General features: G+C 57.8%; 7 protein-coding genes. 5 read left to right on the top strand and 2 right to left on the bottom strand.

The features are described 5' to 3' along the window. Nucleotides 1-8 precede the first annotated feature (8 nt). Nucleotides 9-2,180, bottom strand: coding sequence for a glycine--tRNA ligase subunit beta (locus tag H8K03_18695; protein UVT19789.1), 2,172 nt, complete (start codon nucleotides 2,178-2,180; stop codon nucleotides 9-11). After that, entirely contained in the window at nucleotides 2,177-3,070 is an 894-nt protein-coding gene (locus tag H8K03_18690) for a glycine--tRNA ligase subunit alpha (protein UVT19788.1), read from the bottom strand. The genes H8K03_18695 and H8K03_18690 overlap by 4 nt, the downstream gene beginning before the upstream one ends. 1,003 nt (nucleotides 3,071-4,073) lie before the next feature. Here H8K03_18690 and H8K03_18685 point away from each other — a divergent pair. From H8K03_18685 to H8K03_18665, 5 genes are all read left to right on the top strand, one after another. Continuing rightward, nucleotides 4,074-6,371 (top strand): cytochrome c, encoded by a 2,298-nt coding sequence (locus H8K03_18685; protein ID UVT22543.1) that lies wholly within the window; start codon nucleotides 4,074-4,076, stop codon nucleotides 6,369-6,371. 30 nt (nucleotides 6,372-6,401) lie between these two features. Further along, nucleotides 6,402-7,316 (top strand): hypothetical protein, encoded by a 915-nt coding sequence (locus H8K03_18680; GenBank protein UVT19787.1) that lies wholly within the window; start codon nucleotides 6,402-6,404, stop codon nucleotides 7,314-7,316. A 72-nt stretch (nucleotides 7,317-7,388) separates the two neighbouring features. After that, the gene (locus H8K03_18675; protein ID UVT19786.1) at nucleotides 7,389-9,290 is read left to right on the top strand and encodes a hypothetical protein; all 1,902 of its coding nucleotides are present in this window, start codon (nucleotides 7,389-7,391) and stop codon (nucleotides 9,288-9,290) included. Nucleotides 9,291-9,326: 36 nt separating this feature from the next. Continuing rightward, complete coding sequence (locus H8K03_18670; protein UVT22542.1) at nucleotides 9,327-10,625, top strand: hypothetical protein; 1,299 nt, start codon at nucleotides 9,327-9,329, stop codon at nucleotides 10,623-10,625. Continuing rightward, on the top strand, nucleotides 10,622-12,133 hold the full coding sequence (locus tag H8K03_18665) for a peroxidase (GenBank protein ID UVT19785.1): 1,512 nt from the start codon (nucleotides 10,622-10,624) through the stop codon (nucleotides 12,131-12,133). Before H8K03_18670 ends, H8K03_18665 begins: the two co-directional genes overlap by 4 nt. Nucleotides 12,134-12,208: the final 75 nt, after the last annotated feature.

Here is a 12,208-nt window from a genome sequence, read left to right as displayed (position 1 = left end):
GATTTGACCTACCGTCCTTGTACCACAATCTGGGAAAAGTCCGCGAATGACATGAACAGCCCATCGACCTCTTTGAGCAACGACAACCGGTTGCTGCGAACGGCCTTGTCCTCGGCATTCACCATCACAGCCTCGAAAAAGGCGTCAATCCCGGGCTTGAGCCCTACCAAGGAATCCAGCGCCTTGCTGTACTCACCGACCACCAGGGCCGAGGCTATCTTATCTCGTTCTTTCCCAACCGCCTTGTGAAGCGCCGATTCCGATGGATGCTGAAACCTGGCCTCCTCGACCGGCCCTTGTTCCCACTGTTCTTTTTCCACCAGTCGATGGGCTCGCTTGAAGCCCACGATCAAGGGATCGAACTCTGGCTTTTTCGTCACGGCTTCAAGCGCCTTCATCTTCTGGACGAGATCGACGAGGTCAATCGCGTTGTCATGCGCCGGCTTCAAAACCGACTCGATGACGTCATCGCGCAAGGCATACACGATCCGACCGTAGTGGCGAACCCGCTCAAAGATAAACTCTGTGATGCGCAGGCGTGCTTCCCGTTCCGATCCCGGAGCGCCTTTGAATCCGTCCTTTGCCACAATATCCATGGCATGATCGATACATGTTCGGAGATTGATTCGAAGGTTCCCCTCAAGCACGATCCTCACGATCGCGGTGGCGTGACGGCGCAATGCAAAGGGATCTTCCGATCCCGTCGGGACAATACCCACATGGAAAAATGCGGCGATAGAATCCAGCCGATCTGCCAGGGAAAGAATCTGCCCTGCCAACGTTTTGGGCAATTCTCCTTCGATCGCCTTGGGCAGATATTGCTCCCGAATGGCCTGGGCCACCGCAGTCGATTCTCCATCATGCAGGGCGTACTCGCCCCCCATGATGCCTTGCAGTTCAGGGAACTCACCCACAATCCCCGCCAGCAGATCGGCTTTGGACAAAGCCGCCGCCCGATCACAAACTTGCCGTAACGCATCCTGTCCAGGATCCAGGTGAGCGGCGATCAAGACAGCCAGTTTTCTGATTCGCTCCTGCTTCTGGGCCATCGTACCGAGTTTCTGATGGAACGTGACGCCGGTGAGTTTTTTCCCCCGTTCCTCCAGCTTCACTTTCCGGTCTTCATCGAAGAAAAACTTCGCGTCCGCCAAGCGAGCCGCCAATACTCGCTCGTTTCCCGTCCGAATCAGCGACATATTCTTAAGCTCATTGTTGACGACGGCGATGAAATGCGGCGCCAGCTTACCGGACTTCTTGTCCCTGACCGAGAAGAATCCTTGATGTTCTTTCATCGACGTCATCAAGACCTCTTGGGGAACTGCCAAATACTCCGGTTTGAAGTTGCCCAGGACGGCACAGGGCCATTCGGTCGTATACACCGCCTGATCAAGCAGGGTGTCATCGGCATTCAACCCAACACCGGCTTTGGCGCACAGACGGTCGATTTGCTCGCGAATCGTTGTGCGACGGCGGTCGGGATCTATGATCACTCCCTGCCGCTCAAGCCCCTGGGTGTAGGTCGTGAAATCCTTCACAGTAATGGGCTTTCCGTTGCCCATCACGCGATGCCCGTATGTCCGATTGCCGGCTTTGATGCCGGCCACCTGCACCGGCACCACCTTCCCTCCAAACAAGGCAACGATCCATCGCACGGGCCTCGCGAACCGTAGACCCGTTTCGTTCCATTTCATGGCTTTCGGAAACGACATTTTTTCGATCAGTTGTGGCAGCAATTCAGGAAGAAGCGCCGCAGTCGATCGCCCCGCGTCACGCTTGACCGCGAAAAGATACTCGCCTTTCGGCGTTTCACGAATCTCCAAGCTCTCGACTGGAACACCCTGGCCCGCAGCAAACCCCATCGCCGCCTTCGTGGGCTGGCCGGCTTGGTCGAACGCCACCATTCTCGACGGCCCCATTGTTTCCTTGACGACGGCTATTTGATGGGTGGCCAAGCGATCGACAGTCAAGACCAGCCGTCGAGGTGTCGCATAGGTGTTGATCGATTCGAAGGTCAATCGCGCGTCCCGCAAGAGACGGTCGGCACTTTCTCGAAGAGATGCCACGGCTGGAACGATAAATTCGAACGGCAGCTCCTCAGTGCCGATCTCGAACAATAACTCGGCGTGAACCTTGGCCGGCAGCGTCCGTTGTTGCCGTTTCTTGACCAGTGTGCGGCTCATCGATGCGTGACCTGCGCCTTCATCAACGGATGTCCCATCGCCGCCCGCTCATCGCGATAGCGCTCGGCGCACTGCCTGGCGAGAGCCCGCACCCGAGCGATGTAGCCCGTCCGTTCAGCGACGCTGATCGCCCCTCGGGCATCCAGCAGGTTGAACAGGTGGGATGATTTGATGCAGTAATCGTAGGCCGACAGCGTCAGACGCTGATCGGTCTGCGCAAGCAATCGTTTGCACTCCGCTTCATTCGCCTGGAACGCTTGCATGAGCATGGCCACGTCCGCCTGCTCGAAGTTATAGCGCGACCCTTGTACTTCGGTCTCGTGATGGATGTCTCGATATGTGACACGGTCGGTCCAGGCGAGATCAAAGACGTTGTCGACTCCCTGGAGATACATCGCAATGCGTTCCGTGCCATAGGTGATTTCGCCGGTGATCGGGCTCAGTTCTATCCCGCCGATCTCCTGAAAGTACGTAAACTGAGTGATCTCCATTCCGTCCAGTCTCACTTCCCATCCCAATCCCCAGGCCCCCAGCGTCGGCGATTCCCAATCGTCTTGGATGAAGCGGATGTCGTGGTGTTTCGGGTTGATCCCCAGCCGAGCCAGACTGTCCAGATACAGCTCTTGAATGTTGTCCGGAGAGGGCTTCAGCACGACTTGGTATTGGTAATAGTGTTGAAGACGGTTCGGGTTTTCACCATAACGGCCATCGGTCGGGCGGCGGCAGGGTTGGGCATAGGCCGACCGCCAGGGTTCCGGTCCGAGTGATCGCAGAAATGTGGCCGGATGAAAGGTGCCGGCACCCATTTCCATGTCATAGGGTTGATGAATGACACACCCTTGATCGGCCCAGAATCGATGAAGGGCAAGAATGAGTTCTTGGAAAGTCACTGAACCTATAGCCTGGTCGGGAGAGATGATCAGACGCTTACTTTAAGAAATAACTAGCCAAGCTAGCAAGAATGCTTTTCACCTGTCAAGGAACAAGCCCTCTAGATCAATGGCTTGCAGTTCGAGAGGCGGCAAGATTCAGGATATCTTGTTTATCACGCCTGTATGGTGGGGCGATTGAACTTCCGTATGTTCCCTCCGTGACGATATGGCAACTCTACATCATGGTATGAGCGAAATCGGCTGATCTCTCGCCCCAGTCGGTGTCGGAGGAGATACACAACCTTCGAGTTCTTCTTCCATCATCACAAAATAATCAAAACCAACCTACTATGTACACACTGTCGCAACAGCGTACGCTCCGAGAGAAGATTCTTCTCAAGCTGCATACCGTGAGATCGCTCCGCCTAACATGCGCGCCACTGTCCTACGGACTCGTTACTTTTACTAGAGTCCGTCCCGACAAGTCGAAAAATCTTCTTCGCTCGTATCTTTCTGTCTTCTTCGGTATCCGATTCGATACTCGTCTAAGAGTTTAACTCTTGAGCTCCTTCTACTATCTCCACAAATCTGGATGGTCATTTCCGGCCCGCGGTTCGGCAAGCTCTTTGCCTATTTGCTCTTTGGACAGTCGTTAGGTATCTTGCCGTCCAGGTTCATTGACTATGGACGGTTTCTGTCGGAAGGAGACCTCCGTGAGCCGTCGAACGACAACTAATCCTCACAATTACCAGAATCGCGAGAGGAGGAATACCGGTCTTATACCCTCTTCGGCAGCTCTCGACGAGCTGACCACACGTAGGTAGTACACCAAGAGCGACGGGCTCCTTGGGGAATCCGCACGTAAGGACAGGAGGAAGACATGGTCATACGACGGACACACGCAGTGCTTACCATCATGCTCGGCCTGGCTTTGTTTGTCGGTTCATTCGCCCTACACGATGGACCGGTAAATGCCGCGAGCAACACCCCCATCACTTCACCGTTCCAATATGGCAAGAATCTGACGGAGGCCGAGCGAGTCGGAGCGGACATTTGGTTCAACGCCACGGCCGGCAATGCGCGTTTCTTTACCTACGTCTATCAGCAACGGCTCGGCGTCATGATTGACTGGTATCGGGTCTTGCGCAGCGACACGCGCGCGGAACGCTTCCATCGGTGGGGTCTCATCAACGATCCGGACTGCTGTACACCGGGCGATCCTCAGTGTCCGGCGAAGAGTTATGACGAGACCTATGGGTTTGACTATTGCCCGGGCGATGACGAATTGCTCAAGCATGTCGGGAAGCCTGGCTATCGCGATCCCGCCTGCGATTTGAAGGATGTTCCACTCGCCAAAGATGATCCGCACGGTCCCAAAGATATGCGTCAGTCAGCCTGCGACCTCGAATTCGGTACGTCGACCGGAGCACTGGGGTTGCGAAAATTTCCCAATCCAAAGTTCGACAAGGTGAAATGGCTGAAGATTAACGGCGGGCACTTGGACTCGTGGGACGGCTATACGGCCAAAGTGGCACCGCGGAAGGACCGCGAAGCGCCAGCGAAGAGTCATTTAGTCGATGGCTCCATTGAACCGCCCTATCGCATCGGCATGTCCTGCGGAGCCTGCCACATCGCCTTTGACCCACTCCATCCTCCTAAAGATCCCGCCCATCCGAAATGGGAGAATCTCTCCGGTACGGTCGGCAATCAATACGGCCGATTTGCGCAGATCTTAGGGTCGGGAATGGCGCCAAACACCATTGAATACCAAATATACGGACATTCTAGGCCGGGTGCCGTCGATACCTCCGCGATTCCCAACGATCAGGTCAACAATGCCGGCACGATGAACGCAATTATCAATCTGGCCAAGCGGCCGACCTTTGAGGAAGACATCATCAAATGGCGCAAGACCAACCAATGTCCGGCTGGAGGAGACGAGCGGACCTGTTGGTGCGAGCCGGGCAAGGACGGCAAGTGCTGGGAGCGGGGCCGAAAGAAAGAGTTCGTTCACCATATTTTGAAAGGTGGAGAAGACAGTATCGGGACACTCGAAGCAATTCAACGTGTGTACTTCAACATCGGAAGCTGCTCCGAGGAAGGGTGGGTCAACCATCTTACGGATATGCGCCAACTCGATCCCACGATGCGCGGCTTTGGGCAGACGCCGTTCGACATCGGACAGGTTCGCCGGGACTGTTCGCAATTCCGGGCGATTGAAGATCGCTTGGGCGAAATCGCTCAGTTCTTGCTAACTGGAGCCCCGGCCGATCTGTACCAAGCGCGTGGGTTGAAGAACAACGCCGCGCTTGTCGAACAACTCAATAAGGAATTCGGTAAAGGGGCAGTCGAGAAGGGCCGCACGATTTTCGCGAGCAAATGCGCTTCGTGCCATTCCAGCCAGAGCGGACCGTTCGAGAATCGAGACTTTCGAACGGTTTCCACAGATCCAAAGGACAAAGGCATTCGCGTCGATTGGCTCGGGAACGACAAGCTCATCCCCGTGAGTGAGGTAGGCACAAACCGTTCTCGCTCCCTCCATTCCAATCACATGAAAGGCCATGTTTGGGAAGAGTACGCCTCGGAAACCTTACGGGCAAAACCCGGTGATCCTCAACTCAAGGAACCCTCCGACGGTGGACGGGGCTACTACCGAAACATATCCTTGCTCAGCCTATGGGCCTATGCGCCATTCATGCACGATAACGCAGTGGGCCCTGAAGTCTGCGGTGGCCCATTGGACGAACACTACTACCCGCCATATGTCGATAAAGATGGGAAGCCGCTGGCCAGCCCGCCGCCCTGTTGGGTCTTCGATCCCAGCGTAGAGGGTCGATTCACGCTCTACAAAGCGTCGATGAAAGAGCTCCTCAACCCATCCCAACGAATTCCAAAAGTGACCGGGTTCAATTCCGACGTAACCATTCGGCTGTTCCCGAAGCTGGGTGACGGCAAGCTGGAACGTTTTATTGACACGGCCATTCGCTTTCCGGTCGGCACGCCGGCCGCGCGCATTGGGAACTTCCGTCACAAGGAGCTGGTGGGAGACCTCGTCATGGCACGGGTAAATTTCGACAAACTGAAAGCCAAGTACGCCGACCGGTATGGAGCAGAAAAAGGCGAACGGATCGCCAAAACGATCCAAGACAAGGGAACGGAGTTGCTCGCGAAACCGGGATCGATACTCGAGGCCGGAGCGGAATTGCGCGAGATCTACAGCAACAGTCTCGCGGTCATCGAAAACGATGGGCACCGATTCGGCGAAGATCTTTCGGATCAGGAGAAGGATGCGCTGACAGCGTTCCTCGCGACACTCTGATGGCATGAACCCTGGGAAGAGGTAATCACGATGAGACGCACACGATGGTTGATAGCAATCGGCTTGATGGTAAGCCAAACCGTTCTCCTCGGCTGTAACCCAGATCCGCCGCCGATTCCCTTCGCCCAGGGCGGCGAACGATATTCCGACAAGATCGACTTGGCCCGACTGGAGCACGAGTCCCCCCTCAAGCCGGCCGATCTCATGAAGGTCACGCCGGACAATCTCAAGGGGGCCACTCAGGAACAGATCGATCAGATCTATGCCCGCCTGACAGCCGGCCCGGTTCCGGACGGGGTTTACGATGGGCAAATGTTTTTCCCGAAGGGATCGAGCGAACGGGCCCGCCTTGCCGAAATCGTCGGAGGAGGCATCAAAGGATTCATCGTCGACCTCAAGGCCGCCACACTCGAGCACGTCGGTGAATTTATCTGGAAAGGGAAGGTCTTCTATCGCAGCGAAGGAGTACTTCGAAATCGCATTGAGGATCTGCGCATCCTGAAGCCGATTGTGGGTCCCGACATCGAGCAGATCCAAAAACTGGACGTAGACGGCAAGGACGCCTGGTTGTTGTTCCCCGCGAAACTCTATTGTGGTCAGAGCCTGCTGGATGGGCGTCGAGAATCCATCATCATCGACTATGCCTTTACGGACGACCTGCCTGGCTACCGCGAGATGCCGGACGTGCTGGCCGGACGGGAAGGCTTGGAGATACGCGACGAGATTCGCATGGTTCGCCCCGGGTTCTATCTTGGGCGTGCCTACATCAGAAAGGTCTTCGCATTGAATTTCACCCTCTACAATAAGGCGGTCGCGGAGAAGGAGGCACCTGGCTTTGTCGGCTCTGGGTCCATCAATGAAGACTGTTGGATCGGTAATCAACGCATGACGGCGATGACCAACAAGCCGGGCAACCAACATGCCCGGGTAGCGGAAACCCAGTGATTGCGAATGTCAACCGGACAAACCATGCGACGAATGGCCAGACTGTGGGCGACGAGATTGGGATGTATGGTCATGATCACGGTATTGGTTTCAGGATGTGATCCCCGAGATGCAGGAACGTCTGCTGACCAACGGCCTGCCAAGGTTGCACAATCTACTGCTCTTTCGCCTCCCAGCTCCACGATACCACCATGGGTTGTCGATCCGACCGAACCAGGGACGAACCTTCCACCGATTGGGCGATCTCTGTTCGATTTCCTTATTACAAAGAACGTGAACGGTAAGAAGATCTATGACATTCCATTTCCGTTTTCCGCTCTGTTGGCTCGCATCGAATCGCACCTCCATCCCGAACACGCACAGCCGGCCCTGAAACGATTGCTGATTCCCGTCAATCGCTCGCTGCAGCGGCGGGCCGGCGACGGCGAGTACTTTACCTATCCGCGAGCTGTGCTCGCTGTCGATACGGAAGCCGATTCGGCCTTAGGCGCATCGAGCCTACATCTCAAAGATCGGCTCTTCATCGGCTACCACGAAAAGACGGCTGTATTGGAGATCATCAGCTATAACGAGGCGGCGGGCCGGTTCGAGTTTCAAATTGTCAGCAACTATCTGGCCGGCGGCACGCCGACTGTTCGGTATGCCAACCGTGCACTCTGCACCGCCTGCCACCAGAATCAGAGCCCCATCTTTTCCCGACCCATGTGGGATGAAACCAACGTCAATCCCAAAATCGCCGCGCTCATTGCGCATCAACGCCGCCAATATCACGGCTTTCCCATTCGACAAGGGGTGGGTGTGCTACAGGCCTTCGATGATGCCACCGACCGAGCCAACGAGATTTCGCTGGCCCACCTGCTCTGGCGCGAGGGATGCGAACAGGCCGATCGACCGGAACAGTCGATCAGGTGTCGAGCCGAACTGATCGAGCGGGTGCTCCGGTATGCGATGTCAAAAGGATCGGTCCAGGATTGGCAAACTGGAGATCCCCACGTGGAGCCACCATCCTTCCTTGCCACGTGGCGAGCACGCTGGCCGCGAGGGCTGTCCATTCCCAATCCGGATATCCCCAACCGCAATCCGTTTCGGTATGTGGCGGTAAGCGAGTTTCCAGGGCTCAGTGAGGTAGAAGCCACTGCCCTGGAGGGAGGAGAACCACGATCCTTGTTTCGCGGACCGCACGAACCGACGCTGCCGCGAGAACCACTGGAAGTGTGGACCGTCCCCGATACTCCACAGACACTCGAACGAGTCCTGACTACGTTCGCGCAGTTTTTCACTCCAGTGGATCTCGATCGACTGAAACACGTGGCACATCGGCAACCTGAGCGGTTCAAACATGCGGTAAGCGCCGTGGCACGAGAGACCTTGATGAGCCGAACTGATGTGTTCGCAAACCAGCCGTTCCGCCGTGTGACACTCTTGGCGGCACTCGATCAGCAATTGGGCGTTCCGGTCGTCGCTCGCTGCTGTCTGGATGATCGTGGCATGCCCCTGCCGGTGGACGACGAAGTTGCCTCTCATCCCAGACCAGGCGTGGCACACGAGGCTTCACTGATCGGCGAACACAAGACGTTCCATCAGTATTGTGGTGCCTGCCATCATGGAGAGGATAGTTTCCCCCCGAACTTTCTCCATGGGTCTCCCGCCGAGGTCGAGACGAATTTAACGCAATGTGCCGATCGGATCTTCGTGCGGTTAGGCATGTGGGATCTTGCCGGTCCCGCACAGCTGGAAGCGCCGATGCCGCCGGCCATGCATCTATTGCATCACCGAGTGAGCCTGGACCAGTGGAAGAGTCATCCAGATCTGCAGATGCTTCGCAAAGAAACAGTGGCAGCGATCCACCGAACACGGGGTGCAACCTTTGACGCGGAAGATTTGCTGCGACAGGACTACGACACCTTACCGGCCTGCCTCGCACCCCGTCGTGAACCAACCGTGGCGTCGGGAGCGGGAGCACACCATGGATAGGCCAACAGCCAAGACTGCCACGAGATGGGTGATGCCGTGACTCCGCAGTCCCAATTCATGCTGGTGGCACCGGTCACGCCAGGTCGGGAACGCGGTCTGCGGGAACTGCTGAACACGATGAATTCGAAGCCAGGTATGGCCGACCCAACGAACGCGGTCTTGCCATTCGGGCAGTTCGAACGCCTTCATTTTGCGCGGCTGGTGGTGCTGGACGATCCCACGCTCGGCGACATCGAAGCGCACGGTGTCCCACGCCCGAGCCTACCCGTCTACCTTGCGTTTATCGGTAGCTGTGACGGATCAGCAGGCGAGTGCATCGCGGATCTGGCTCGGCGCGCGGACACGGGGTTGCGCCGAATCTTCATGCACTGCGACGGCTTCAACGCGGATGAGGATCTACTACCCTGGATGCAAGCGCATCAACATCGACTCGCTGCCAACTACATCAACTGGGTCGGTCGCACGGTACGGCAAGTCAAGGAGGAAAGCGCACTGCAACGTGCTCTCGCCGCGAGAGTGCCGCGCGCGGCGATCGCATCGGCCGTGCAAGCTCAGCAACTCCGGCGCGAGTTGATCGACTTCGTCGATGCTGAAGTCAGCGCCGGGAGGCTTGGCCTGACGCCGCCGGAGCCGACACCACTGCGCTGGCACATCGCCAAGTTCCTCCATCTCGTTACGATTCCGCTGGCGGGCCTGATCCTGCTGCCGTTTCTGATTGTCCTGTCGCCGCTCTTGATCCTCGTCTTGCGAACGAAAGAGAACAGCGACGCCGAAATATGCCCGCCCCCGGACCGCGCGGCGCTCCTGGAATTGCAACATCTGGAAGACTACGACGTGACCAACCAATACACGGCGTTCGGCTCGGTCAAGCCGGGGCTATTTCGCCGCTGGCTCGTGACGGTGCTGCTGGTGCTGATCGACTATACCTGTCGCCATGTCTTCACGCGCGGTTTTCTCGCACGCGTGCAGACGATTCACTTCGCGTTCTGGGCCTTTCTCGATGACAATCGTCGGCTCGTCTTCACCAGCAACTATGACGGAGGCCACGAGGCCTACATGGATGACTTCATCAACAAGGTGGCGTGGGGCCTGAATCTCGCTTTCAGCCACGGCGTGGGCTGGCCGCGCACGCGTTGGCTGGTCGCGCGCGGCGCACGCATTGAAAACAAGTTCAAGCACTACCAGCGGCGCCATCAGTTGCCGACACAGGTCTGGTACCAGGCCTACCCGGGCCTGGCCCTGGTCAACCTCAAGCGCAACCAGCGCATCAGGGAAGGGCTGGAGCTTGCGCACGTGACTGATACGCAGGCTCAAGCCTGGTTACAGCTGCTATGAGCACAATCCTGAGTCAGGGGCGGTCTGTGGAACTGGACGACGTTCAGGGCCTGGTGCGGTTCGGGTACAAGCACCTGACGGAAGCTTGTTTTCTCCTACTGCGCGTCAAGGATCCGGCCGCTGCGCGCGCGTGGCTGGCGCAGGCGCCGGTCACGAGCGCCGTCAAGGCCGATCCACTGCCCGAGACTGCGCTCCACGTCGCCCTCACGAGCGAGGGACTGCGTGCATTGGAGTTCGCCCCCGACCTGCTCGCGGAGTTTTCAGCTGAATTTGTCGCCGGCGTGGCGAGTGATGCCGCACGTGCGCGCCGTCTGGGAGATATCGGCGCCAATGATCCAAGCGGTTGGCATTGGGGCGCCGGGGAGCGGGTGCCGCACGTCGCCGTGCTTCTGTATGCCCGTTCCGGGCGACTGGCGACATGGGAACAGGAGATCGAAGCGCAATGCGGGGCCGGATTCGTGCGCATCGAACGCCTGTCGACATCCGATTTACATGGCGTGGAACCGTTTGGATTCGTCGACGGCATTTCGCAACCGCAAATCGATTGGGAGCGCAAGCGCCCGGTGCGCGACCAGGACCAGCTCGAGTACAGCAACGTGAGTTGCCTCGGCGAGTTCCTGCTCGGCTATCCCAACGAATACGGGCTCTACACACCGCGTCCGCTGCTTACTCCACGGCGTGACCCCGATGCTCTCCTGCCGAGAGCCGAAGACGCGCCGGACCAAGCCGACCTCGGACGCAACGGCTGCTATCTCGTGTTGCGTCAACTTCACCAGGACGTGCAAGGCTTCTGGCGCGAACTGGACCGGCAAGCGGAAGGCAATACGGACTTGCGCGAGCGACTAGCCGCCGCGATGGTTGGCCGGAAGAAGAATGGCGAACCTCTGGTCGCGCCAAGCGAGGACTCAGTCGCCGGCGACGCTGCCGCGCAGCAATCAAAACTGAACGACTTCACCTACGGAGCTGATCCGCGAGGGCTGCGCTGCCCGTTGGGTGCTCACATTCGCCGGACCAATCCGCGCAATGCGGATTTGCCGGGCGGCCCGGGGGGAATCCTCTCGCGTCTGTGGCGCATGTTGGGATTCAACGCAGCGGCGCTGGAACAGGATTTGGTCGCATCGACACGCTTTCATCGCCTGCTTCGCCGTGGACGAACATTCGGTGCAGGCGTAACGCCTGAGCTGTCTGCGACGCAATCCTCGCCCTGCACGGAGACCGGGATCTATTTCATCTGCCTTGTGGCCAATATCAAGCGCCAGTTCGAGTTCGTGCAAAGCGCGTGGTTGATCGGGAGCAAGTTTGCCGGGCTCACCGGCGAAAGCGACCCACTGCTCGGCCATCGATTGCCGGACCCCGGAGATTCTCCCACCGACGGCTTCTCGATTCCGCAAGCCGATGGTCCGGATCGACGGCTGACCGGCCTGCCACGGTTCGTCACCGTGCAAGGCGGCGCCTACTTTTTCCTGCCCGGTATTCGCGCATTGCGGTACCTCGCCACGGCGCGCTGAAAGGGGTCACCATGACAAGGAACGTGTTGGGTTCAAACACGAGCCGCCCGGTGCCGCCTTCCAATACGGGTTCGG

Source organism: Nitrospira sp. (assembly GCA_024760545.1).
GTDB lineage: Bacteria > Nitrospirota > Nitrospiria > Nitrospirales > Nitrospiraceae > Nitrospira_D.
The sequence above is the reverse complement of the archived record's forward strand: the minus strand, read 5'-3'. Positions and strand labels throughout refer to the sequence as shown.

What these genes read in the sequence shown, in the direction of transcription:
- H8K03_18680 (UVT19787.1), top strand. Translation starts at nt 6,402, where the DNA reads ATGAGACGCACACGATGGTTGATAGCAATCGGCTTGATGGTAAGCCAA.
- H8K03_18665 (UVT19785.1), top strand. Translation starts at nt 10,622, where the DNA reads ATGAGCACAATCCTGAGTCAGGGGCGGTCTGTGGAACTGGACGACGTT.
- H8K03_18675 (UVT19786.1), top strand. Translation starts at nt 7,389, where the DNA reads ATGATCACGGTATTGGTTTCAGGATGTGATCCCCGAGATGCAGGAACG.
- H8K03_18695 (UVT19789.1), bottom strand. Translation starts at nt 2,180, where the DNA reads ATGAGCCGCACACTGGTCAAGAAACGGCAACAACGGACGCTGCCGGCC.